Raw genomic sequence first — 22,698 nt, 5'->3', positions numbered from 1 at the left:
GAAGGGGTCTGCGCAAATTTCGGGAGGAGTTTTTATGAAGCGCGTAATGATGATTGCCGCTGCCCTCATGATGGGCAGCAACCTTGCTTTTGCCGCAGAAGCCATTGAGGGCAACTGGAAGACGGCAAGCGGCGAAACCGCCGTGATCGGCCCCTGCGGCGCAGCCTTTTGTGTGACGCTGAAGACCGGCAAACATGCCGGAAAACAGATCGGCAAGCTTTCCGGCAAGGGAAACAACTACTCCGGCGACATCACCGACCCAGCCAACGACAAGACCTATAGCGGCTCCGGCACCGTTTCCGGCAATTCGCTGAACATGAAGGGCTGCGTGCTGAAGATCTTGTGCAAATCGCAGACCTGGACACGGTTGTAACGGCAGGACGGCGGGCGGGCCTTCGGCTCCCCGCCAGCCAACCCGGCGCGGCATCAGGAAACCTGCCTGTGGAACCGCGAATGGATGTCGCGTGGAACACCTGTGCCCGTTGATGTATCGTGGCCACCGAGCGCACCCCAACGAGAGCCACGCATGCCCCTCCCCCTTTTGACGATCCTGATTGCCGGCACCTCGCATGTGGGCAAAAGCACCCTTGCCGGTCTGTTGAGTGAAAAGCTCGGCTGCGAAGCGATATCGACCGATAGCCTCGCCCGCCACCCCGGCCGGCCTTGGCCGGGCATACCGGCACCGGTGGAGGACTATTACACGCAGCTTTCAGCGGAAACGATCCACTGGTTTCTGAAAGTGCATCACCAGAACATCTGGCCGCTGATCCGCTCGCTGATCGACAACACATCCGGCACCGGCAATCCTGCAATTTTCGAGGGCGCGGCCCTGCGCCCGGAATTTATCTCGCCCCTGCTCGGCGGCACTGTCGCCGGAGTGTTTCTGCATGCCGGGAATGACTTTCTTCTCGAGCGGATGCGTTCTCACGCCCAATACGACGATGCAACGGCCAGCCAGCGGCGGATCATGGACGCCTTCATCGAGCGCTCGCTGCGGGAGAATATCGAGATGCTGGCGTCGGCGCAGCAACATCACGTGCCGGTTGTCGACGTCACGAAACCGCAGGCACTCGAAACCCTCGTGGCCGATCTTGCCGCGCGCGCGGCCACCTCTTCTTCGTGATCAAAAGACGGGAGATCGAGGTCTCCAGCGAGACCATTGCGGCATTAATCTGTCCTGTCACCACCCGTTAACATCCCTGAACACCATATGAACCGGGGTCTCAGGGTCCGTTCAGTCCGAGTATGGCAAAACTCTGTCCATCAACTCCAATAAAGGGGAATGGACATGGCAAAGTTGATCAGCCGGTTGGCAATCTTCGCGTTTCTCATGGCGATCTTCGCCATGTCCTTCGCTTCGCTCGTCGTTAATCCCAACCGCAGTTTTCAGCGGGTGAATGCCGGCGCGGCAATTGCCTGCCAGCACAGCCCGGCGCCCGGCGCCAATTGCCCCGTCGTACTTTGAGGACCGGCCGATGACAAACAGCTTCTCCAACGGCCTGTTTTCCGCTCTTCGGCTGGTGCTGATGGCCTCGATCTTTCTCGGCCCGGTGGCGGGACTTGCAGTTTACAAGGCAGATCCTCGCCCGGCCTCCAAGGGCGCCGGTTTCGTACTCTTGATGAGCCTGCAGCGCGGCGCGCTCGGCTGATATCTCGCACACCCTTTATCGATCCGGCCGCATTTTCCGTTTCTTTTCAGTTTCTTCGTATTTCTGTCGCTTGCCTGTCGAAATTGCCCCCTTATAATGGGCCATGACAATAGCAAAACGAACGATTCCGCCCTTCACCTTCATCAGCCCCGAGCCTTTCGCACCGCAGTCCTTTACGGACCCGAAAGAAGCAGTCGAGGCTTTGACCGCGCTTTACGAACGCAATACGGCGTTCCTGATCAACTCCTTCACCGACCTTGCCAAGGGCGCGCCGATTGCCGGCCGTTACCGCGCCTGCTATCCGCAGGTCAGCCTTGAGACCGCAACCTTCGGCCATGTCGACTCGCGCCTCTCCTATGGTCACGTCACCGCGCCCGGCGTCTACACGACGACGATCACCCGGCCAGAGCTTTTCCGCCATTATCTCAAGGAACAGCTGGGGCTTCTGATGAAGAACCACGGCGTTCCGGTCACGGTGTCGGAATCGGCCACGCCCATTCCGTTGCATTTCGCTTTTGGCGAGGGCGCTTATGTCGAGGCGGCTGCCGCTTCCTCGCTGTCCGACGTGCCGCTGCGCGATCTGTTCGATACGCCCGATCTCAACAATACCGACGACCTCATCGCCAATGGCGAATATGACCAGGTGCCGGGCGAACCCGCGCCGCTTGCGCCGTTTACCGCGCAGCGCATCGACTATTCGCTGGCGCGTCTCAGCCATTATACGGCGACCAGCGCCAGCCATTTCCAGAACTTCGTGCTGTTCACCAACTACCAGTTCTATATCGACGAATTCGCCGCATGGGCGCGCCAGATGATGAAGAATGGCGGCGAGGGTTACACCGCCTTCGTGGAGCCGGGCAACATCATCACCCCCGCCGGCTCCGACAGGCCGGAAACGGACGCCGTGCTTGGCCGCCTGCCACAGATGCCCGCCTATCACCTGAAGAAAAAGGGCCATGCGGGCATTACGCTGGTCAATATTGGCGTCGGCCCTTCCAACGCCAAGACGATCACCGACCATATCGCCGTGCTGCGCCCGCACGCCTGGCTGATGGTCGGTCATTGCGCCGGCCTGCGTAACAGCCAGCGGCTGGGCGATTATGTTCTGGCGCATGCCTATGTGCGTGAGGACCACGTTCTCGATGACGACCTGCCGGTCTGGGTGCCGATCCCGGCTCTCGCCGAAGTGCAGCTGGCGCTGGAAGGCGCGGTGGCGGAAGTCACCGGATACGAGGGCTTCGAGCTGAAGCGCATCATGCGCACCGGCACAGTCGCCACCATAGACAACCGCAACTGGGAGCTTCGCGACCAGGCCGGTCCGGTCAAGCGCCTGTCGCAATCCCGCGCCATAGCACTCGACATGGAATCGGCCACCATCGCCGCCAACGGCTTCCGTTTCCGCGTGCCCTACGGCACGTTGCTCTGTGTCTCCGACAAGCCGCTGCATGGCGAATTGAAGCTGCCAGGCATGGCGACGGAATTCTATCGCACCCAGGTCGCCCAGCATCTGCAAATCGGCATCCGCGCCGTGCAGAAGCTCGCCGCCATGCCGACGGAAACGCTGCATTCGCGCAAGCTTCGAAGCTTTTACGAGACGGCGTTCCAGTAAGATTGTGCATCTTCGCCCTCAAGGTGCTGATGTTGGCTCATACACCTTGAGGCGTCGAAATGCGTGTGACGATCGACCTCGATGACGAGCTGATCGCAGAGGTCATGGAAATTACCGGTCTCTCCAGCGCTGAGGCGGCGGTTGAAGAGGCATTGAGAAAATTTATCCGGAGACACCGGGAGCTACGAGGCGTCGGCCGGGAAGGCAATCTCAGTGGAGTCCGCGATAGCTGGAGAACGGATGAGTCCTAATCGACGCACTCAATGCTCTCATTGCCATCAAAGAACATAACCTCCGTCATTCCGGCCTTGAGCCGGAATCCAGCCGACGCGAGTCTGCGCGGCGAGAAGAGTCTTTTCAGCCCAAGGACTTGGGCTGACTGGATTCCGGCTCAAGGCCGGAATGACGGAGAGAAAACAGCACGACCACAGCAAAATAGCGCATTTAGCGGACAGGAACGATTATACCTGGGCCTATAGTGCTTCAGGCAAAAACGAGATCTTTGGAAGCGCTCTATCTCTTTATTTTTACGCATCTCCAGTAAGACCGATACGCATTTTTACTGGAGACGCTCTTGCGAAGTCGCCGGTCGCGGTCCGCTCGCGCGGATCGCGCGCCACATCCGCTCAAACCACCTTCACCGTCCCCTCCACGCGGATGGGAAAATTCACCGACCGCGCAATGAAGCACTTATCATGCGCATCATGGTGCAGCTCATCCGCCCGGGCGGCATCGCCTTTCGAGATGGTGATGACCGGTTTCAGCACCACTTCGCTGAATTGCCCGGCACCGTCCTTTTCCATCACCAGCGTGCCTTCGGCATTGTCGACATAGTCTTCAACGATGATGCCGTTGACCGAGCAGAAATGCAGGTACCAGAGCTTGTGGCAGGCCGAGAGCGAGGCGACCAGCAGGTCTTCCGGGTTCCAGCGGGAGGGATCGCCACGGAAGGCCGGGTCGGACGAACCGGCAATGTCCGCTTTTCCCGCCGTGGAAATCGTGTAGTCGCGTTCATAGTCGCGATAACCCGACGTGCCCTTGCCGCGATTGCCGGTCCATTTCACCTGCACGGCGTAATGATGTTCCTGTCCTGCCATTGTCATTTCTCCCTTGGAATCTTTTTTCGCATTTCCTGACGGAAAACCGGTGTCCATTTTTCCTAGAAATGCTCGCGCGTATCGCGCAGGTGATCGAGCCCCTTACGCAACGTCTCGATGATTTGGTCGACTTCCGACCGGCTGATCGTCAGCGCCGGCGAGGCCAGCATTCGGTCGCCAGTCGCGCGCATCACAAGCCCGTTTGCCAGGCAATGGTTGCGCACTTCGGTTCCGATGTCGTCCGGTTTGGCGAAACGTCTGCGGGTCGCCTTGTCGGCGGTTATCTGCAGGCCGCCCATCAGGCCGACATTCACCGCCTCACCCACCAGTTCGTGGTCATCGAGGCTTTTCCAGCCTTGCGAAAAATAAGGGCCGATATCGTCGCGCACCCGCTCCACCAAACCCTCATTTTCGATGATGCGAAGATTTTCAAGCGCTGCGGCAGCGCAGACGGGATGGCCGGAATAGGTGAAGCCATGGTTGAAGTCACCGACCTCAGACAACATCACCTCCGCCACACGATCTGAGACGATGACGCCGCCGATCGGCAGATAACCGGATGACAGGCCCTTGGCGACAGGCGCAAAATCCGGCTCGACGCCAAAATGCTGATAGCCGAACCAGGAGCCAAGCCGGCCGAAACCGCAAATCACCTCATCCGACACCAGAAGGATATTACGCGCCTTGCAGATGCGGGCGATTTCCGGCCAGTAGGTCTCCGGCGGCACGATGACGCCGCCTGCCCCCTGAATGGGTTCGGCCACGAAAGCGGCGACGTTTTCCTCGCCGAGTTCATCGATCTTCGCTTCCAGTTCACGGGCGACCTTCAGGCCGAATTCGGCGGGCGAGAGATCGCCGCCTTCAGCATACCAGTAGGGCTGGCCGATATGGGCGACGCCTTCGATCGGCAGGTTGCCCTGCTCATGCATCCATTTCATGCCGCCGAGTGAAGCGCCTGCCACGGTCGAGCCGTGATAGCCGTTACGCCTTGCGATCACCCTGGTCTTCGCCGGATGGCCGAGCGCCTTCCAGTAAACACGCGCCATGCGGAACCAGGTGTCGGTCGCTTCCGAACCGGAATTGGTGAAGAAGACATGGTTCATCTTCGGCCCGGCACGAGAGGCGATCTTCTGCGCCAGAAGCGTGGCCGGCGGCGTGGTGGTGCCGAAAAAGGCGTTGTAATAGGGCAGCTCGTTCATCTGGCGCTGAACGACATCGGCGATCTCGCGGCGTCCATAACCAATATTCACGCACCAGAGGCCGGCAAAGGCGTCGAGATATTTCTTGCCGGTGCTGTCATAGATGAAAACCCCTTCGGCCCGTTCGATGATGCGGGTGCCGGCGGCATTCAATTTTCCCATGTCGGAAAAGGGATGAAGGTGATGGGCGGCATCGATGGCGGCAAGGTTCGACATCGGCTTGGAGACTTCATTCATGACAGATCGCACTCCCATAAAGGCAGCGGCGCTCACGCCACCGCGCGCACCGAACATGGCCGGGCGGCTTTGATTTGGCAAGGCTGGTGATTTTCAGGGGGTATTGGGTGAGCGGAGGCTGACTGTTTCTTCTCCCCAGGGGGAGAAGGTGGCCCGAAGGGTCGGATGAGGGGGGGCGACGCCAACGATATGCGGAGAGCTCGCCCCCTCATCCCGCTGCCGCGGACTTCTCCCCGGCGGGGAGAAGAAACAAGCGGCGCGCTCCCAATCCAAACGCACTCCGTTCGCGCTATGCGAAAAACGCCCGGCCCACCAGCACCTTCAATTCGCCGGCGTGAACCTCCAGGGCCACGTCCCGTTCCATCGGCAGCAATTCGCCGTCGATGACGCAGCGCACATCATGACGCTTCTTCGGGAAATGCAACTCCACATCCGTCACGGTCATGGCCGTTACGGCGGCGTTTTCCTTCAACCTGCCACGCAGAATGTCGAAAACGAGCTTTGCGACACCAGAGGGAGGCAGCGGATCGGTGAGGTAAAAACCGAGATGGCCGCCGGAGACATTATCCGCCACCAGCAGCGAGTTCTGGCCGAACTCATTGTTGGAGACGGAAATGGCAGAGACCTTGCGGTGCTGGGTTTCGCCATTGACGGTATATTCCACCTCGAAGACGGGCGGATTGAGGATGACGCTGATGGCGGCGCGGATGCTTGCCTTGATCTTGCCGAGGCGCGAGGCGAAAGCGAGATTGTTGCGATAGCGCACCATGCGCGAATGCAGACCGGCGGAAAACTGGTGAACGAAAAGCCGGCCATTGGCGCTGGCTATATCCACACTGGCAATCTCGCCATTCGCCAGTGTTTCCAGCGCCAGGCGGATGTCGAGCGGCAGTTTCAGCGAGCGGGCAAACAGGTTCATGGTGCCGGCCGGCACGATGCCAAGTGCTATGCCCTGTTTCCAGGCAATGCCGGCGGCGGCCGAAATGGTGCCATCGCCACCACCGGCAATGATGCCTTCAATATCAGGCTCATCGGCAGCGCGTTGCATTTCCTCGACAATGTCCTTTCCAGAAACCAGACGGCATTCGATCTGGTGCCCAGCCCGGGAAAAGACTTGGCGGGCGTGGTCGCAATAGGCATCCATATCAGTGGTGCGAAAGGTGCCGCCGTCACGATTGAAAATTGCAATGAGCTTCATGTCCAACCCGGTCCCGTAACGTTCGCAGCCGCGCGTAAATGCCTGGCTTCATCTAGAGTTCCGAACACCATCGCGTGAAGATGCTCTTTTACCGAGAATCGCTCTACCGCAACGCATCATTTCATGTTAGGGATCACTTAAGGTCATTTTCATGACCGCGCATCTCCAGTCAGGGCAGACCGCTCCCATACGGTCTTGCCCTTTTTTCTGTGGGGTCCTCCCCCTTCTCAGGTCATCATGAGCCAGTCGAAAATTTCCGAAGCCCATCCCGCAGCGGAGAATGAAACCGTTTACACGGGGGCTCCGGCCGTGGCGCTCTCGCCGCTTGCCATCGCGCTGATCGAACTGGCGCTGGCCGCCGGCGGCTTCGGCATCGGCACCGGCGAATTCGCCATCATGGGCCTGTTGCCTGACGTCGCCACGACCTATGGCGTTACGGTGCCACAGGCGGGTTATGTGATCACGGCCTATGCGCTCGGCGTCGTCATCGGTGCGCCGATCATCGCCATCCTTGCCGCGCGCATGACGCGGCGCGCTTTGCTCCTCGGCCTGATGGGGCTTTTTGCAGCCGGCAATATCTTAAGCGCCATCGCACCTGACTTCCTGAGCTTTACCGTGCTGCGCTTCATCACCGGCCTGCCGCATGGGGCCTATTTCGGCGTTGCGGCGCTGGTGGCGGCCTCCATGGCGCCGATCCATAAACGGGCCCGCGCCGTCGGCCGCGTGATGCTCGGCCTCACCATCGCCACGCTGCTCGGCACGCCGCTTGCCACCTTTTTCGGCCAGCTGCTGTCCTGGCGCGCCGCCTTCATGCTGGTTGGCGGCATAGCGCTCCTGACCGTTGCCCTGCTGTGGCTGTTCCAGCCGCGTGACCGGGTGGAGGAAGGCGCAAGCGTCTGGCGCGAACTCGGCGCTTTCCGCCGCGTGCAGGTGTGGCTGACGCTTGCCATCGCGTCCGTCGGTTTCGGCGGCATGTTCTCGGTCTTCAGCTATATCGCCAAGACCACCACTGACGTGGCGATGATGCCGGTTTCCACCGTCTCCATGGTGCTGGCGCTGTTCGGCATCGGCATGAATGTCGGCAATGTTGTCGGTTCGCGGCTGGCCGATATCTCGCTCAACGGCACGATTGGCGGCATGCTCGCCTTCAACGTGCTGGTCATGGTCGTGTTCGGCATGACCGCGCATGATCCGTTCATGCTGTGCCTCTGCGTCTTCCTGATCGGCTGCGGTTTTGCCGCCTGTCCGGCGGTACAGACGCGGCTGATGGATGTGGCGCAGGATGCCCAGACGCTGGCCGCCGCCTCCAACCACTCCGCCTTCAACATCGCCAATGCGCTCGGCGCCTGGCTCGGCGGACTGGTTATCGCCATGGGCTACGGCTATGCCTCGACAGGTTATGTCGGCGCGGTTCTGTCCCTTCTCGGACTTGGCGTTTTCCTTGTTTCCGTCACCGTCGAGCGGCGCGAAAAGGCAGCCTGAGCCGGCCATATCGCAGCTTACGGAAATTTCACAATCGGCCGCTTGACTCTTTTCGGTTTCAGGCGCAACACGACCTTACGCGCATGCCTTGCGGCACGGCGCGGATTTCAACGGAGCATCATTAGATGTCTAGCGACAGTAGCAGTCGATTGCCTTTGCCGAGACCGGCGAACGTGAACTGATCCGACCGCTGTCGGCTCACCACCGCGTTCGCCGTTATCGGCGAATCGACGGAAAGGTGAGCAATCATGAACTTCCACAACCTCTCCCAGAGGGCCAGCAAGGCCGCACGTCTTCTTCGTAGCGGAAATGCCGGCTCCACCACCATTGCCGAACGCGTCGAGCACCTCAACACGCTCGATGTCGGCGATGCTGCAACCGCCCTGCTCGCCATGCCGCAGGCAAAGGCCGTCGCCATTCTCGACCGGCCGGAACTGCATGGCGCAGCCGCCATCATCGCGCATATTCCTGTCGAACAGGCCGCCCGCTTCGTCAACCTGATGTCTGACGACCGCGTGGCCGACGTCATGGCGGAAATGGAAGAAGAGCCGCGGGCAAAGCTGTTTTCCCGGCTGGACCGGACGACGGCGCTCTCCATCAAACATCTGATGGGTTATCCGCCGCGCACCGCCGGCTCGATCATGACCACGGAATTCGTCAGCGTGCCTGATGACTGGACGGTGGAACAGACCCTTTCGCACATCCGCGTCGTCGAGCGGTCGCGTGAAACGGTCTATGCCATCTATGTGCTGGCTCAGGACGGAACGCTTTCCACCGTTGTGACGCTGCGCCGCCTGCTGACCGGCGAAGCCGGCGCCTCCATTCTGTCAGTCGCATCGAAGGAAGGCATCGTCTGCGCCAGCCCATTGATGTCGCAGGAGGATGTCGCCCGGCTGATCCGCAAGCACGACCTTCTGGCGCTGCCCGTCGTCGATGACCGTTCACATATTCTCGGCATCGTCACCGTCGACGACGTGATCGACACCATGATCGCCGACACAACGGAAGACGCCCACAAGTTCGGTGGTATGGAGGCGTTGGGCAAGCCCTACATGACGATCGGCTTTCCGGACATGATCCGCAAGCGCGCAGGCTGGCTTGCAGCGCTGTTCCTCGGTGAAATGCTGACGGCCAGCGCCATGCAGCATTTCGAGGGTGAGCTGGAAAAGGCCGTGGTGCTGACGCTGTTCATTCCGCTCATCATGTCGTCGGGCGGCAATTCCGGTTCGCAGGCAACCTCGCTCATCATCCGGGCGCTGGCTCTCGGCGAACTCAAGCTTTCCGACTGGTGGCGGGTGCTGCTGCGGGAAATCCCGACGGGCCTGACGCTCGGCTGCATTCTAGGCGCCATCGGCTTCCTGCGTCTGACGGTCTGGCAGCAGGCCGGGTTTTATGACTATGGCGAGCACTGGCTGCTGGTCGGCGCAACGGTCTTTGCAGCGCTTGTCGGCATCGTCACCTTCGGCTCGCTCGCCGGCTCCATGCTGCCCTTCGTGCTGCAGCGCCTGCGGCTCGACCCCGCAAGCGCATCGGCCCCCTTCGTCGCCACGCTGGTGGATGTCAGCGGCCTCGTCATCTACTTCTCGGTGGCGCTGGTGATCCTCAGCGGCACATTGCTTTGAAAGACAAAAGGCCCGCTCGGAAGAGCGGGCCTTTTCATTTGCGGAATGTGCCTGCGCGCAACAGCCCATCAGCCGCCGGCGCTGATGACGCCCGTTCCGAGCAGCCCAAGCAGGATAAAGCCGATGACCACGCGGTACCAGACGAAGGGCATGTAGCTCTTGGTGGAGACCAGCTTGAGGAAGACGACAATCACCGCATAACCGACGATGAAGGCGATCAGGGTGGCAAGTCCCGTCTGGCCCCAGCCGACCGGGTTATCCTCACCGATGCTCTTGAAAAGCTGGTAGAAGCCGGAGCCGAAAACGGCGGGAACGGCGAGCAGGAAGGAATAACGCGCCGCCGCCTCGCGGGTATAGCCGAGCAGCAGGCCGGCGCTGATGGTGCCGCCCGAACGCGAGACGCCGGGGATGAGCGCCATGGCCTGCGCGAAACCGAAGAGTATACCGTCGCGCCAGATCAGCTGGTTCAGCTTGTAACGCTTCTCACCGATCCTGTCGGCGATGCCGAGAACGATGCCGAAGACGATGAGCATGACGGCGGTGATATAGAGGTTGCGCAGCGAATGCTCGATGGCGTCCTTGAAGAACAGGCCGAGAAACACGATTGGCACCGAACCGACGATGATCAGCCAGCCGAGCCGGGCATCGGCCTTGTCATAGGGGCCGCCGAGGCGAAGGTTCTGCCGCAGCCACGCCGTGGCGATCCGCATGATGTCGGACCAGAAATAGACCAGCACCGCCATTTCCGTGCCGATCTGCGTAATCGCGGTGAAGGCAGCCCCGGGATCCGCGCCTGATGGCAGGAACTCCCCGGCTATCCTCAGATGCGCGCTTGAAGAAATCGGAAGAAATTCCGTAAGTCCTTGCAAAAGACCGAGAAATCCGGCCTCCATCCAACCCATGCTCATGTGCTTTGATGTCCCTGCTGCGAATCACGATGGCAGCATTATGCATTAATCGGGGCAAATGCATGTTGCATTGCACCATCCCGAGCATTGAGAGCGTCACGTGGTTTTACCCGTGATTTTTCAGGCCGCCTTCTCCGCGGCCTGCGGCAGCTGGGTGTATTTCGCGCCGTTCTTGCAGACGACATGGGCATCGCCCCAGACTTTCAGCGCCGAAATCACCGGCTTCATGGTGTCGCCAAGCGGTGTCAGCGCGTAGTCCACGCGTGGCGGCACCACCGGGAAGACAGTGCGCGAAATCAGGCCCGCCTCTTCCAGTTCGCGCAGCTGCTTGGTCAGCATGCGCTGGGTGACGCTTGGGATGTGGCGACGCAGCTCGTTGAAGCGCAACGTGCCCTCGTTGATGAGGTGATAAAGGATCACACCCTTCCATTTTCCATCGAGGAAACTTAAGGCCGATTCCACCGGGCAGCCGGGAAAATTGCCGGTGAGCTTGGCGCGCGGTCGCGACATCACAGTATCCTTTTTGTATGTATCATCACAAAATGTGCATTCTTGCGATTGGTGTTCATATGTATCAAGTAAGAGGCACGCAAACAAGCAAAGGAGACTGTTCATGCGCGCCATCGGTTACAGGACAAGCCAGCCCATCACCGCCAAGGATGCGCTTGTCGATATCGACCTGCCGCAGCCGGAGGCGAAGGGGCACGACATTCTGGTGGAGGTGAAGGCCGTTTCGGTCAACCCCGTTGACACCAAGGTGCGCCGCAACCAGTCGCCGGAAAATGGTGCTACCCGCGTGCTCGGCTTCGACGCTTCGGGCGTGGTGAAGGCCGTTGGTGACAAGGTTTCGCTGTTCAAGCCCGGCGACGAGGTGTTTTATGCCGGCGTTATCAACCGTCCGGGTTCCAACAGCGAATTCCACCTGGTCGATGAACGCATTGTTGGTGCAAAGCCGAAATCGCTGAATTTCGAGGAAGCCGCAGCCCTGCCGCTGACGGCGATCACCGCTTACGAGACACTGTTCGACCGGCTGCGGGTGAAGGACCCGGTTCCGGGCGCGGCCAACGCCGTTCTGGTCATCGGTGGCGCCGGTGGCGTCGGCTCCATCGCCATCCAGCTTCTGAGGGCGCTGACGGACCTTACCGTCATCGCCACCGCCTCGCGGCCGGAAACCATGGCCTGGGCGACGGAACTGGGTGCGCATCACGTAGTCGATCACAGCAAGCCGATCGCGCCGCAGGTGGAGGCGCTTGGTCTTGGCGCGCCGGGCTTCGTCTTCTCGACCACCCATAGCGACATTCACGCCGCCGACAGTGTCGCAACCATCGCCCCGCAGGGCCGTTTCGCGCTGATCGACGATCCGGCCGGCGGTTTCGACGTCATGGCCTTCAAGCGCAAATGCATCTCGATCCATTGGGAAATGATGTTCGCCCGCGCCGTCTTTGAGACGCCTGACATGATCGAGCAGCACAAGCTGCTCAACCACGTCGCGCAACTGGTGGATACCGGCAAGATCAAGACGACGCTGACCGAGGTTTTCGGCACCATCAATGCCGCCAATCTCATCAAGGCGCATGCGCTGATCGAAAGCAACAAGGCCAAGGGCAAGATCGTGCTTTCAGGCTTCTGACCGACGCGACGGCGCGTCCGCATGTGCGGGCGCGCCAATTCCGCCCCATGCCTCTGCCACGCGCGAAAAATCTCGCGTGGCTTTTTCTTGTCAATCCTCGTCCGGATCTTCCGGGCACGGCCATGATGCAGGCGTGGTCAGGCCGCTCGGCAATTTTGTTTTGGCATCGCCGCAGGCAATATCGACCTGCCTTTGCTCCAGCCCCGTCGCCGTGGAAAGATCGAGCCCCTCGATGCGCGTCAGGAGCAGGAAGGCACTGGTGAAATCCACCGGCCCGGCGAGCTTTGCACCGCCAAAGCGGGCACGTGACAGGTTGGTCAGGGAGAATTTCGAGCCGTTTAGCGTCGCACCCTCGAAATCGGCGCGGCCGAGTTCGGCCTTGGTGAAATCCGTGCCGTCGAGCTTGGTTTTTTCGAACTTGGTGCGCTGCATTTCGGCGTTGATAAATTTCGCGTTGGTGGCGTCGGCAGCGCTAAAGTCGCTGCGATAGGCTTCCACCTTGGTCAGATTGGCGCCCTGCAGGTTCGCCTCCCCCAGCGCCGTGCGGATGAGCTTCGCCTTCTCGAGATTGGCGCCCTTCATCGAGGAGCCGCGCAGGTCGGTATAGGTGAAGTCCGTGCCGTAAAGCATCGCCGAATCGAGATTGCTGCCGCCCAGCATCAGAAGTCGCTTGTTGCATTCGCGCCAGTCTATGCCGGCCATGGCATCCGTGCGGCAGCTGGCAGCCACCAGCGGGCCGCCGCTGAGCGAAACGGCCACAACCACGCCCGCCGCCAAAGCGGCGCCAAACCTTGTCTTCCGCACGATATTCAGCCTTTGAAAGCCGGACATTCTCTTAACTCCCTGTCGTCGGGCGACGACACCTAGGACCATAGGCACGTTCAGGGCGTTACCGCATCGCTGAACCACAATCCACTGGCCACGCGACCATGCAACACCCCAACATCCTATATGTAAGAAATCGAAGAGCAATCCACAAATAGGCAGGGGGCAAAGAACGCTTTCGCCTTCGTCATTCCGGCCTTGAGCCGGCATCCAGCCACGGCGCGTCTGCGCCGTGAAAAGGCCTTCTCGCCGCGCAGACGCGCGTCGGCTGGATTCCGGCTCAAGGCCGGAATGACGGAAACGGGATAGGCCCGAATACAACGACGGAGGGGAATTCACCCCTTAGCCACCATCACATATTGGCGTAAACCGGCCCCTCGCCGCCCTGCGGCGGCACCCAGTTGATGTTCTGGTTGGGGTCCTTGATGTCGCAGGTCTTGCAGTGCACGCAGTTCTGGGCGTTGATGACGTAGACCTCTTCGCCGTCCTTCTCCACCCATTCGTAGACACCGGCCGGACAATAACGTGTCGAAGGCCCGGCATAGACGTCGTGCTCGGAGCGCTTCTGCAACTCCATGTCCTTCACCTGAAGATGCACCGGCTGATCCTCCTCATGGTTGGTTGAGGACAGGAACACCGAGGACAGGCGGTCGAAGGTCAGCACGCCATCGGGTTTCGGATAGGCGATCGGCTTGTGCTTCGAAGCCGGTTCGAGGCTTTGCGCATCCGTCTTGCCATGCTTCAGCGTGCCGAAGACCGAGAAGCCGAACAGCTGGTTCGTCCACATGTCGAGACCGCCAAGGCCGACGCCAACAAGCGTGCCGAACTTCGACCAGAGCGGCTTGACGTTCCTGACCCGCTTCAGGTCCTTGCCGATATCGCCGTCGCGCCATTCGGCCTCGATCTCCACAACCTCGTCATGGGCACGGCCGGCCGCAATCGCCGCGGCGATCTTTTCCGCCGCCAGCATGCCTGACAAGACCGCATTGTGGCTACCCTTGATACGCGGCACGTTGACGAAACCGGCGGAACAGCCGATCAGCGCGCCGCCCGGGAAAGTGAGCTTCGGCACCGACTGGTAACCGCCTTCGGTGATGGCGCGCGCGCCATAGGAGATGCGCTTACCACCTTCGAATGTATCGCGGATGGCCGGATGCGTCTTGAAGCGCTGGAATTCCTCGAAAGGATAAAGATAGGGGTTCTTGTAATTGAGATGCACCACGAAGCCGACGGCGACGAGATTATCCTCGAGGTGATAAAGGAACGAACCGCCACCGGTCTTGAAGCCAAGCGGCCAGCCGAAGGAATGCTGTACGAGGCCCTGTTTGTGGTGTTCCGGCTTGACCTGCCACAGTTCCTTGATGCCGATGCCGAATTTCTGCGGCTCGCGATCCTTCGACAGGTCATATTTCGCGATCAACTGCTTGGCGAGCGAACCACGCACACCCTCTCCAACAAGCACATATTTGCCGTGCAATTCCATGCCGCGGGTAAAGGCGGGGCCGGGTTCGCCGTTCTTTTCAACGCCCATGTCGCCAGTGGCGACACCAATGACCGCGCCTTCGTCATTGTAAAGCACTTCGGTGGCGGCAAAGCCCGGATAGATCTCGACGCCGAGCGCTTCCGCCTTTTCCGCCAGCCAGCGACAGACCAGCCCGAGCGAGACGATGTAATTGCCGTGATTGTTCATCAAGGGCGGCATCATGAAATTCGGCAGGCGGATGGAGCCGGCCGGGCCTAAAAACATGAACTGGTCGTCCTTGACCTCGGTCTTGAAGGGATGCCCCTCCTCCTCGCGCCAGCCGGGCAGAAGACGGTCGATACCGATCGGATCGACCACCGCGCCGGAAAGAATATGCGCGCCGACTTCGGCACCCTTTTCCAGAACGACAACCGAAAGCTCCGGCTCCACCTGCTTCAGCCGGATCGCCGCGCTGAGACCCGCAGGACCCGCGCCAACGATCACAACGTCGAATTCCATCGCTTCGCGTTCGGGCAGTTCCATCGCTTCCGTCATCTCATCCTCTCAGATCGCCGGTCCCATCCGGCTGTTATTATATCCGCTTTCCACCATCGGCAGGGCATTGCCGGTGTAAGGCAAAAAGCCCGTGCGCAACAAGGAGTTCGCCTCCCCCTGTCTTCGCAAAGCAAGACGCCTTTGTCGAGCTTCTATAGCGGCAAAACATGTCGCACGCCACTTTATTGTCAGACAACCTGACGACTATTTTATTACTTTTACGTTCACGTAATATGAAGAATAGGGGTGACATGTTTAGGCGTCAAGAGCCGTTACCGTTTGGCCAGCGCCGATTACTCCCGGGCAAGGCGCTGGCGGCCGCCATTGCCATTCTGGTGATCGGGACTACCGTAGCAAGACGAGCGATCCGAGTGGGGGGCACGGCACATGAAAACAGCTATCGTCTTCGACTGTGAATTTCTCTGCATTCAGGGGTCGCAAAGCCGGTTCTGGTGTGCGGCAATCGATCCTGATCCCGTTATCGCCCAGATCGGCGCGGTGAGGATCGGCCTTGAAGCCGATTTCCCTGTTCTGGAGACCTTCAAATCCTATGTCACGCCTGTTGACCGGCATGGCGACAGATATGCGCTCGATCCATATTTTACAAACCTCACCGGAATTACCGAAGAACAGATCGACGAGAAGGGCACAAGCCTTCACAAGGCACTGGCGGATGTGGAGACGTTCTCACAAGGAGCGAAATTGTGGTCCTGGGGGAAAGACGAGCTGAATATGATGGCGATCAGTTGCTATATTGCCGGTATAAGCCCGCCAATTCCCGCATCCCGGTTCGATAACGCCGTCAAGCTGCTGCTTGCCGCCGGAATGCCCGTGGAGGACCTTGCCCGAACACCGAGCAACAGACTTGCGGACTATTATGGTGTCGATCACCCCGTTCTCAAAGGACATGATGCGCTGGATGATGCCCTGTCGGTTACCTACACGCTTCAGTATCTTCTGCGGTCCGGGAAACTTCTGCCCTCGGCGTTTGACCGTTAGGGCCCGATAGCTGATACCAACCCTCACTCCGGGGCGTTATTCTGGCGAGGCCTGCGACAGGGTTTTCCACTCGTCATTCAAAACGGCATAGATGAACTCGTCACCCCACGTGCCATTGAAGCGGTCATTCTGAATGAGATGTGCTTCCCGGCGCATTTTGAGACGTTCGACGATCCCGATCGAGCCGCGGTTCAGGGTGTCCAGCCGGGCAAAAATCCGGTGAAATCCAAATACGTCGAAACCCAGCCCAATCATCGCCCGCACGGCCTCGGTGGCGTAACCCTTTCCAGAGAAGGACGGATTAAAGATATAACCGACTTCAGCCTGCAGCGCTTCCCGGCTGGCGATTTTCAGAAGTACCTCGCCAATCAGCGCGTCATCATCGCGCCGGATCACCGCAAGCCGCAGCGTATCGCCATCCTCTGTGAACGAACCCGCCACTATCTCGGCGAACTGGGCCGCGAGCGCCGTCTTCCCGGGCGGTGAGGCGTATAGAAATCTGTAGACGTCGCTGCGACTGTGATAGTCGGCATAAGACGGGAAATCCTCATCCCGGAACGCGCGGAGGATCAGACGTGCCGTCTGTAGCGACGAAAAACTTGACTTGTCCATGAATACCTATTGCCGATAACCCCGCCCATATAGGTTTCGAGTGGACAGATGCAAGCCGGCTCAGGGCGAGTTACGCCCTGCCGGGATCGCGCAAATGTGGTCCGGCCGGCCACAGGATGGTTGTTCCCGTGGCCATTTTCACCTTGCCGGACTGTCCGTCTCCGAAGCCGTCAGACCTGTCCAGCGAAAGGGCAAGGTCGGCGATAAGATCGTCGGGATGTTCGATACCGATTGACAGCCGGATTGTTGAGTCAAGCACGCGCCTCTTTTCAGGCAAAAATACGCGCGCTACTTTCCAGTTCGCGACTGACCCTTGCGTAGGGAGCGGGTCCGAAGCTGATGCGCCCCACCCCGAGCTTCGCCAATGCGCGAACCTCTTCCATGTCCCCCGATGTCATGACGTTGATCGGCAGCGTCGTCTGCCGGCATATTTTTTCGATGAGCTTTTTATCCTTCAGCCCCGGTACGAAGAAGCCATCCGCGCCTGCTGCGGCATAGGCGGCCTCGCGGGCGAATACTTCGTCCAGCAGGGACGCGTGATCCACCCCTTCCGCTGCCTTGAGAAAAACATCCGTTCGCGCATTGATGAAAACCGGAATACCGGCATCGATTGCCGCGCTGCGGACCGCCCGAAGCCGATCCGACTGGTGGCCGATGTCATGCAGACCCTTGCCGTGCACCACCTGATCCTCGAAGTTCAATCCGATGACACCGAGGGCAAACAGGCGGCCTACATTTTGCCTGACAGCGGTGGGATCATCTGCGTAACCGCCTTCAAAATCCACGGTGAGAGGCAGATCAACACATTTCGTTATGCGCGCGACGACCGACAACGCGTCATCCAGCGGCATTTCCTCGCCATCCGAATAACCCTGTGCCGCAGCGACGGACCAGCTTCCGGTCGCAATAGCCTTCGCCCCGCCACGCGCAACGGCCACCGCACTCCCCGCATCCCAGATGTTATAGAGGACGATGGGATCGCCCGGAATGTGCAAGCTGCGGAATATTTCCGCACGTTCGATTTGACTGTTCATCGCGGTCTCTCCTTTGATCGATATTGCTGAGCTTTCGCTCATCCAATCAGTCGTTACGGGCGCCCGAAGCCGCCGCAACAATTCGGAAACTGCTAACACCGGCCGCGCGTTGCGACCGCCGATTTTCGGGCGTCGATTTCCTTATTTGCAAACATCGCGTGACAGTCTCAGGCGTCTCGCTCAGATCGCCCATTCCTCATCCGTCGTGAAAACAATCGTCAACCAACGATCCGCCCCCTCACCGCCAAGCGCATCGCCGATCTCGTCGCGGATCGCATCCCATTCCTCAAGCCGTCGGGCCGGCCAGTTCTTCGGCACAATGAAGAAAAGCTCGATCTGTCGGCCACGGCCGACGCGGGCGACATAGGAATAATGCGAGGCGAAGCCGAATTTTTCGACAGTCTCCGTCGCCACCCGATCCACATGCTGCTTGAATTCCAGCGGCGTGACCAGAAGGATATCGGCGAGCGCCTGTTTCACATTACCGAGCGGCATGGGAATGATGACGAGGCAGACCAGCGCCAGCACGGCCGGATCGATATAGGGAGAGAGCCATGCCTGCGATGTTCCGGTCAGCCCGTAACCGATGGCAAAGGCGACGAACAGCGCCATGCTCAAAAGCGCGCTCATCAACCAGCTTTTGGCGTCCAGCGCCACGAAGGCGGATTTCAGCCTGCGGTTCTGTCTTTTGACGAACCATGCCATGGCGAGAGAGACGGCGAAGCTGAAGAAGGTGACGATGATGGCATAATCGAACTCGATCGAGCGCCCGCCATCCATCAGGCTGTCGATGGCATTGATCAGCGCATAGATCGCCGCGCCCATCAGAAGCGTGCCGTTAAGGCCGAGCACCATCGGTTCCAGATGCCAGAAACCCATGGTGAAACGCTCCACCAGCCGGCCACCCGGTCTTGGTGCCGCGGAGGCCGCGATAAGTCGCGCCACGAGCAGCGCCAGCACCGTCATGAAAGCATCGGTAAGCGCATAAACGCCATCAAAAACCACGGCGAAGGAGCCGGAGAACAAACCCGCGCTGACGCCGAACAGTGCCAAAAGGACCGTGACGGCGATGGAGAATTTAAGCAGAGATTGTTCTGTCATGACGTGTATTTGACCTTCAAAAGCGGACGCCACCTTCCTATAAACAGCACAGACACTACTCACAAGACAGGACAAACCCCATGGATTTCGGCATTTCCGGCAAACGCGCCCTCGTTCTCGCCTCTTCTCGCGGCCTTGGGCTGGGCATTGCCACGGCGCTCGCCAAGGAAGGCGCAAACGTTCTTCTCGTCGGCAGAAGCGGCGAAAAACTGGACGCGAATTGCAAGACCATCAACGCGCTCGGCAAAGGCAAGGCCGACTGGGTGTGGGGTGATCTTGCCGATGACAATTTCGTCGACGCCATGGTTGAAGCCGTCAAGGACAAGCTCGGCGGCATCGATATTCTCGTCAACAATACCGGGGGACCGACGCCTGGTCTCGCACAGGAAATGACGACCGAGAAGCTCGACACCTTCTTCCAGTCGATGGTGCTGCGCGTCATCACGCTTACCAATGCGCTGTTGCCGCAGATGAAGGAACAGGGTTTTGGCCGCATCCTGACCGTCGCCTCATCAGGCGTGTTCGAACCCATTGCCAATCTGGCGCTCTCCAACACCCTGCGCGGCGCACTGGTGGGCTGGAGCAAGACGCTGTCCAGTGAAGTGGCCGGTTTCGGCATCACCTCCAACCTGCTTCTGCCCGGCCGCATCCACACCGACCGCATCGACGAGCTGGATGGCGCCAACGCCAAGCGCCTGGGCAAAAGCGTCGAGGAAATCCGCGAAGCTTCGGTCAAGAGCATTCCGGCCGGTCGCCTCGGCACGGTGGAAGAATTTGCCGCCGCCGGCGCTTTCCTCTGCTCGGTGCCGGCAAGCTATATCACCGGCACGATGTTGCGGGTGGATGGCGGCGCGGCGAAGTCGAACTGACAGCTGCCACGCACAAACCGTCAGGAGACCGCTTCGTAGATCACGAAGCGGTTTCGGCCGGTATTCTTGGCTTCATAAAGAGCCGTGTCGGCGCGGCGCAGTACGTCGCTGGCGCTCTCGCCGGGATTGGCAAAGGCGATGCCAGCCGAACAGCTATAACGGAAATCCGGCATATCCCCGAGCGGTGACGCATCAGCCAGCGTCGACAGCAGCCGCTGCATGACGGCCTCGGCGATATGCATCCGCGAACCGCTGAGGACGAGCAGGAACTCTTCTCCGCCGATCCGGCCGACGAGATCGTCGCGCCCGACGCTCGCGGAAAGCCGCGCGGCGAAATCCTTAAGAACCAGATCGCCACAGGCATGTCCGAAACGATCATTCACCGACTTGAAGTGATCGATATCCATGATGATGACGGCAAGCGCCTGCGCCTTGCTGGGACCGAGCATGTGATTGAGGCTATCCATGGCGTAACGGCGGTTGCCGAGACCGGTTAGTTCGTCGCTCAGCGCCGACTTCAGCGCCCTGTCGCGCTGCTGCCGCAGATCGCGCAACTCGATGCCGAGTTCGGAAACATCGGTGACGACACACAACATCCAGCCGCCCGGCAACGTCGTTTCAGTCGTCAGCATCCAGCGCCCGTCATTCAGGCTGGTCTCGATGGTGCGAAAGGGCAGCTTGCCGCGCCTCGTCCTGGTGGAGCGCAGCCACAGTTCAAAATCGGAGGTTTCGATGGCGGTGCCGGTGGAACTGCTGTAACCGCTGCGCATCAACTCCACCCAACTCGGGAAGTCATCCTGCCCCATGCCCAGCGCCTCGCGGAACACGGTGTTGGCAAAACGCAGCTCGTCGCCACCGTCGAAAAGGGCATAGCCCTGCTGCGACGCTTCCATAAGTTCCATGAGATGGCGATTGAAGCTTTCCGCATCACCGCGAACAAGGGGCGGCCGCTCTGACGGTGCTTCTTGACGAGCGGAAAGGGCCAGCTTTCGGGACATCGAGGCTTCCGTTTAAAAACGCAACAGATAAAAAATAAATCTACACTTCAGCACTATATTTCTATCTTATACTCTCTGCATGCAAAAAAATATTTAATAAGGGCAGGAAAGTCCAGCCCCGAATGCGACGGTTGCTTCATACAAATGTCACAATAAACGTGGGAGCAACGCTTGCCATTCCGTCGAGCTTATGCAATCAACCGCCCTCCTCTGACATCGGGACGCCAAAGGCATCCCTTATTTTCACGCCGGGCCACCCAAGGGCCGGGCGAATATTTCTTTCGACGACAAGGATATGGCGATGACGCAAAAACGGGCACTTGGCCTCGATTTCGGCACGACCAACACGGTCATGGCTCTTTCCAACGGCGATGGCGACAGCCGTTCCATGCGTTTCACCAGCAACGCCGGCACGGATGACAGCATGCGCACGGCGCTCTCCTTCATGAAGGATGCCGGCCTCGGTGCTGCGGCGCTGCATGTGGAAGCGGGCCATGCCGCCATCCGGCAATTCATCGACAATGCGGGCGATTGCCGATTCCTGCAGTCGATCAAGACCTTTGCGGCCTCGCCGCTGTTTCAGGGCACGCTGATCTTCGCCAAGCGCCAGAGCTTCGAGGATCTGATGGAGGTGTTCCTGCGCAAGCTGAAAACCTATGCGGGTGATGAATGGCCGGGCGACGTCTCAACCGTCATCGCCGGCCGGCCGGTGCGTTTCGCCGGCAGCAATCCGGACGAGGCACTGGCGCTTGCCCGTTACAACGAGGCGCTGACGCGCGCCGGTTTTCCGGAAATCCACTATGTCTATGAGCCGGTGGCTGCGGCTTATTATTTCGCCCAGAGCCTGAAAAAGGACGCCAACGTGCTGGTGGCGGATTTCGGCGGCGGCACAACCGACTATTCACTGATCCGTTTCGAGACCCATGCCGGCAAGCTTTCCGCCACCCCCATCGGCCATTCGGGCGTCGGCGTGGCGGGTGACCATTTCGACTTCCGGATGATCGACAATCTGGTCTCGCCTGAGATCGGCAAAGGCAGCAAGTTCAAGAGCTTCGACAAGGTGCTGGATGTGCCCTCGGGGTATTACGTGAATTTCGGCCGCTGGAACCAGCTGTCGATCTTCAAGACCTCGAAGGAATTCACCGCGCTCAAATCGCTGGTGCGTTCGGCGCTGGAGCCGGAAAAGCTCGAACTCTTCATCGATCTCGTCGACCATGATGAGGGTTACCCGCTCTATCAGGCGATTTCCGCCACCAAGATGGCGCTTTCTTCGGCGGAAGAAGCGGAATTCAACTTCACGCCGCTCGGCAAGGCCGGGCGCAAGATGGTGAAACGCAGCGACTTCAACGGCTGGATCGCCGACGATCTCGCCAAGATCGAAGGCGCACTGGACGAGATTCTGGAAAAAACGCAAGTGGCGCCTGATGCCATCGACAAGGTGTTCCTGACCGGCGGCACCTCCTTCGTGCCGGCGGTGCGGGAGCTTTTCACCCGCCGTTTCAATGCCGACCGGATCGAAAGCGGCGGCGAACTGCTATCGATTGCCCATGGTCTGGCCATGATCGGCGAAAGCGGTGACATTCAGCGCTGGACAGCGTGATTTACGGGTTCC

At 59.8% G+C, this 22,698-nt stretch carries 24 protein-coding genes; 12 read left to right on the top strand and 12 right to left on the bottom strand.

Annotated elements, in window-relative coordinates; genetic code table 11:
• The first annotated feature begins 34 nt into the window (after window positions 1-34).
• From AKG12_RS03315 to AKG12_RS03295, 6 genes are all read left to right on the top strand, one after another.
• A complete protein-coding gene (locus tag AKG12_RS03315) occupies window positions 35-373 on the top strand; it encodes a DUF2147 domain-containing protein (RefSeq protein ID WP_052817917.1) in 339 nt (112 codons plus the stop codon).
• Window positions 374-526: 153 nt separating this feature from the next.
• The gene (locus AKG12_RS03310; protein WP_052817671.1) at window positions 527-1,123 is read left to right on the top strand and encodes an AAA family ATPase; all 597 of its coding nucleotides are present in this window, start codon (window positions 527-529) and stop codon (window positions 1,121-1,123) included.
• 159 nt (window positions 1,124-1,282) lie between these two features.
• A complete protein-coding gene (locus AKG12_RS30630) occupies window positions 1,283-1,465 on the top strand; it encodes a hypothetical protein (protein WP_046798704.1) in 183 nt (60 codons plus the stop codon).
• Window positions 1,466-1,475: 10 nt separating this feature from the next.
• Complete coding sequence (locus AKG12_RS30625) at window positions 1,476-1,649, top strand: hypothetical protein (protein WP_197283293.1); 174 nt, start codon at window positions 1,476-1,478, stop codon at window positions 1,647-1,649.
• Window positions 1,650-1,752: 103 nt separating this feature from the next.
• A complete protein-coding gene (gene amn, locus AKG12_RS03300; RefSeq protein ID WP_046798703.1) occupies window positions 1,753-3,258 on the top strand; it encodes an AMP nucleosidase in 1,506 nt (501 codons plus the stop codon).
• Window positions 3,259-3,317: 59 nt separating this feature from the next.
• Window positions 3,318-3,509: a type II toxin-antitoxin system VapB family antitoxin gene (locus tag AKG12_RS03295; RefSeq protein WP_052817670.1), complete on the top strand. Its 192-nt coding sequence runs from the start codon at window positions 3,318-3,320 to the stop codon at window positions 3,507-3,509.
• Between the two features lie 375 nt (window positions 3,510-3,884).
• Here AKG12_RS03295 and AKG12_RS03290 read toward each other — a convergent pair whose 3' ends face one another.
• The 3 genes from AKG12_RS03290 to AKG12_RS03280 form a co-directional block, all read right to left on the bottom strand.
• Window positions 3,885-4,355 (bottom strand): OsmC family protein, encoded by a 471-nt coding sequence (locus tag AKG12_RS03290; RefSeq protein ID WP_052817915.1) that lies wholly within the window; start codon window positions 4,353-4,355, stop codon window positions 3,885-3,887.
• A 62-nt stretch (window positions 4,356-4,417) separates the two neighbouring features.
• Window positions 4,418-5,791, bottom strand: coding sequence for an aspartate aminotransferase family protein (locus AKG12_RS03285; protein ID WP_052817913.1), 1,374 nt, complete (start codon window positions 5,789-5,791; stop codon window positions 4,418-4,420).
• Window positions 5,792-6,080: 289 nt separating this feature from the next.
• A complete protein-coding gene (locus tag AKG12_RS03280; RefSeq protein WP_052817668.1) occupies window positions 6,081-6,989 on the bottom strand; it encodes a diacylglycerol/lipid kinase family protein in 909 nt (302 codons plus the stop codon).
• 237 nt (window positions 6,990-7,226) lie between these two features.
• On the opposite strand from AKG12_RS03280, the gene AKG12_RS03275 reads away from it, so the two are divergent.
• Both AKG12_RS03275 and mgtE read left to right on the top strand, forming a co-directional pair.
• Window positions 7,227-8,471 carry an MFS transporter gene (locus AKG12_RS03275; RefSeq protein ID WP_046798700.1) on the top strand — a complete coding sequence of 415 codons (1,245 nt, stop codon included), beginning with the start codon at window positions 7,227-7,229 and terminating at the stop codon, window positions 8,469-8,471.
• Window positions 8,472-8,719: 248 nt separating this feature from the next.
• Complete coding sequence (mgtE, locus tag AKG12_RS03270) at window positions 8,720-10,093, top strand: magnesium transporter (RefSeq protein WP_052817666.1); 1,374 nt, start codon at window positions 8,720-8,722, stop codon at window positions 10,091-10,093.
• 68 nt (window positions 10,094-10,161) lie between these two features.
• Here the strand turns inward: mgtE and AKG12_RS03265 are convergent, their stop codons facing one another.
• Together AKG12_RS03265 and AKG12_RS03260 are read right to left on the bottom strand one after the other, a co-directional pair.
• Window positions 10,162-11,001, bottom strand: coding sequence for an undecaprenyl-diphosphate phosphatase (locus AKG12_RS03265; RefSeq protein ID WP_046798698.1), 840 nt, complete (start codon window positions 10,999-11,001; stop codon window positions 10,162-10,164).
• A gap of 120 nt (window positions 11,002-11,121) precedes the next feature.
• Window positions 11,122-11,511, bottom strand: coding sequence for a winged helix-turn-helix transcriptional regulator (locus tag AKG12_RS03260; protein ID WP_046798697.1), 390 nt, complete (start codon window positions 11,509-11,511; stop codon window positions 11,122-11,124).
• 103 nt (window positions 11,512-11,614) lie between these two features.
• On the opposite strand from AKG12_RS03260, the gene AKG12_RS03255 reads away from it, so the two are divergent.
• Window positions 11,615-12,631, top strand: coding sequence for a zinc-binding alcohol dehydrogenase family protein (locus tag AKG12_RS03255; RefSeq protein WP_052817664.1), 1,017 nt, complete (start codon window positions 11,615-11,617; stop codon window positions 12,629-12,631).
• A gap of 90 nt (window positions 12,632-12,721) precedes the next feature.
• Here AKG12_RS03255 and AKG12_RS03250 read toward each other — a convergent pair whose 3' ends face one another.
• Window positions 12,722-13,462, bottom strand: coding sequence for a pentapeptide repeat-containing protein (locus tag AKG12_RS03250; RefSeq protein ID WP_046798695.1), 741 nt, complete (start codon window positions 13,460-13,462; stop codon window positions 12,722-12,724).
• A gap of 346 nt (window positions 13,463-13,808) precedes the next feature.
• Entirely contained in the window at window positions 13,809-15,473 is a 1,665-nt protein-coding gene (locus AKG12_RS03245; protein ID WP_052817662.1) for an electron transfer flavoprotein-ubiquinone oxidoreductase, read from the bottom strand.
• Between the two features lie 387 nt (window positions 15,474-15,860).
• Between AKG12_RS03245 and AKG12_RS03240 the strand changes: the two genes are divergently transcribed.
• Window positions 15,861-16,472, top strand: coding sequence for a 3'-5' exonuclease (locus AKG12_RS03240; RefSeq protein WP_046798693.1), 612 nt, complete (start codon window positions 15,861-15,863; stop codon window positions 16,470-16,472).
• 36 nt (window positions 16,473-16,508) lie between these two features.
• Here AKG12_RS03240 and AKG12_RS03235 read toward each other — a convergent pair whose 3' ends face one another.
• The 4 genes from AKG12_RS03235 to AKG12_RS03220 form a co-directional block, all read right to left on the bottom strand.
• Complete coding sequence (locus tag AKG12_RS03235) at window positions 16,509-17,084, bottom strand: GNAT family N-acetyltransferase (protein WP_052817660.1); 576 nt, start codon at window positions 17,082-17,084, stop codon at window positions 16,509-16,511.
• A 70-nt stretch (window positions 17,085-17,154) separates the two neighbouring features.
• Complete coding sequence (locus tag AKG12_RS31270) at window positions 17,155-17,343, bottom strand: PLP-dependent transferase (protein ID WP_052817659.1); 189 nt, start codon at window positions 17,341-17,343, stop codon at window positions 17,155-17,157.
• 10 nt (window positions 17,344-17,353) lie between these two features.
• Window positions 17,354-18,118 carry an isocitrate lyase/PEP mutase family protein gene (locus AKG12_RS03225; RefSeq protein ID WP_052817657.1) on the bottom strand — a complete coding sequence of 255 codons (765 nt, stop codon included), beginning with the start codon at window positions 18,116-18,118 and terminating at the stop codon, window positions 17,354-17,356.
• Between the two features lie 180 nt (window positions 18,119-18,298).
• A complete protein-coding gene (locus AKG12_RS03220; protein WP_046798690.1) occupies window positions 18,299-19,219 on the bottom strand; it encodes a cation diffusion facilitator family transporter in 921 nt (306 codons plus the stop codon).
• Between the two features lie 80 nt (window positions 19,220-19,299).
• Between AKG12_RS03220 and AKG12_RS03215 the strand changes: the two genes are divergently transcribed.
• Window positions 19,300-20,088, top strand: coding sequence for an SDR family oxidoreductase (locus tag AKG12_RS03215; RefSeq protein WP_052817655.1), 789 nt, complete (start codon window positions 19,300-19,302; stop codon window positions 20,086-20,088).
• 20 nt (window positions 20,089-20,108) lie between these two features.
• On the opposite strand, the gene AKG12_RS03210 is transcribed toward AKG12_RS03215, so the two are convergent.
• Window positions 20,109-21,086 carry a GGDEF domain-containing protein gene (locus AKG12_RS03210; RefSeq protein WP_052817653.1) on the bottom strand — a complete coding sequence of 326 codons (978 nt, stop codon included), beginning with the start codon at window positions 21,084-21,086 and terminating at the stop codon, window positions 20,109-20,111.
• A gap of 301 nt (window positions 21,087-21,387) precedes the next feature.
• On the opposite strand from AKG12_RS03210, the gene AKG12_RS03205 reads away from it, so the two are divergent.
• A complete protein-coding gene (locus AKG12_RS03205; RefSeq protein ID WP_052817912.1) occupies window positions 21,388-22,686 on the top strand; it encodes an Hsp70 family protein in 1,299 nt (432 codons plus the stop codon).
• The last annotated feature ends 12 nt before the right edge of the window (window positions 22,687-22,698 follow it).

Origin of the sequence: Agrobacterium sp. SUL3 (assembly GCF_001263295.1) — a bacterium.
Classification (GTDB): Bacteria; Pseudomonadota; Alphaproteobacteria; order Rhizobiales; family Rhizobiaceae; genus Agrobacterium; species Agrobacterium tomkonis.
Note: the sequence above shows the minus strand (reverse complement) of the source record. Positions and strands in the feature narration are given on the sequence as shown.

Coding starts and splice junctions, on each gene's coding strand:
- AKG12_RS03315 (WP_052817917.1), top strand. CDS start 35: ATGAAGCGCGTAATGATGATTGCCGCTGCCCTCATGATGGGCAGCAAC.
- AKG12_RS03310 (WP_052817671.1), top strand. CDS start 527: ATGCCCCTCCCCCTTTTGACGATCCTGATTGCCGGCACCTCGCATGTG.
- AKG12_RS30630 (WP_046798704.1), top strand. CDS start 1,283: ATGGACATGGCAAAGTTGATCAGCCGGTTGGCAATCTTCGCGTTTCTC.
- AKG12_RS30625 (WP_197283293.1), top strand. CDS start 1,476: ATGACAAACAGCTTCTCCAACGGCCTGTTTTCCGCTCTTCGGCTGGTG.
- amn (WP_046798703.1), top strand. CDS start 1,753: ATGACAATAGCAAAACGAACGATTCCGCCCTTCACCTTCATCAGCCCC.
- AKG12_RS03295 (WP_052817670.1), top strand. CDS start 3,318: ATGCGTGTGACGATCGACCTCGATGACGAGCTGATCGCAGAGGTCATG.
- AKG12_RS03290 (WP_052817915.1), bottom strand. CDS start 4,355: ATGGCAGGACAGGAACATCATTACGCCGTGCAGGTGAAATGGACCGGC.
- AKG12_RS03285 (WP_052817913.1), bottom strand. CDS start 5,791: ATGAATGAAGTCTCCAAGCCGATGTCGAACCTTGCCGCCATCGATGCC.
- AKG12_RS03280 (WP_052817668.1), bottom strand. CDS start 6,989: ATGAAGCTCATTGCAATTTTCAATCGTGACGGCGGCACCTTTCGCACC.
- AKG12_RS03275 (WP_046798700.1), top strand. CDS start 7,227: ATGAGCCAGTCGAAAATTTCCGAAGCCCATCCCGCAGCGGAGAATGAA.
- mgtE (WP_052817666.1), top strand. CDS start 8,720: ATGAACTTCCACAACCTCTCCCAGAGGGCCAGCAAGGCCGCACGTCTT.
- AKG12_RS03265 (WP_046798698.1), bottom strand. CDS start 11,001: ATGAGCATGGGTTGGATGGAGGCCGGATTTCTCGGTCTTTTGCAAGGA.
- AKG12_RS03260 (WP_046798697.1), bottom strand. CDS start 11,511: ATGTCGCGACCGCGCGCCAAGCTCACCGGCAATTTTCCCGGCTGCCCG.
- AKG12_RS03255 (WP_052817664.1), top strand. CDS start 11,615: ATGCGCGCCATCGGTTACAGGACAAGCCAGCCCATCACCGCCAAGGAT.
- AKG12_RS03250 (WP_046798695.1), bottom strand. CDS start 13,462: ATGTCCGGCTTTCAAAGGCTGAATATCGTGCGGAAGACAAGGTTTGGC.
- AKG12_RS03245 (WP_052817662.1), bottom strand. CDS start 15,473: ATGACGGAAGCGATGGAACTGCCCGAACGCGAAGCGATGGAATTCGAC.
- AKG12_RS03240 (WP_046798693.1), top strand. CDS start 15,861: ATGAAAACAGCTATCGTCTTCGACTGTGAATTTCTCTGCATTCAGGGG.
- AKG12_RS03235 (WP_052817660.1), bottom strand. CDS start 17,084: ATGGACAAGTCAAGTTTTTCGTCGCTACAGACGGCACGTCTGATCCTC.
- AKG12_RS03225 (WP_052817657.1), bottom strand. CDS start 18,118: ATGAACAGTCAAATCGAACGTGCGGAAATATTCCGCAGCTTGCACATT.
- AKG12_RS03220 (WP_046798690.1), bottom strand. CDS start 19,219: ATGACAGAACAATCTCTGCTTAAATTCTCCATCGCCGTCACGGTCCTT.
- AKG12_RS03215 (WP_052817655.1), top strand. CDS start 19,300: ATGGATTTCGGCATTTCCGGCAAACGCGCCCTCGTTCTCGCCTCTTCT.
- AKG12_RS03210 (WP_052817653.1), bottom strand. CDS start 21,086: ATGTCCCGAAAGCTGGCCCTTTCCGCTCGTCAAGAAGCACCGTCAGAG.
- AKG12_RS03205 (WP_052817912.1), top strand. CDS start 21,388: ATGACGCAAAAACGGGCACTTGGCCTCGATTTCGGCACGACCAACACG.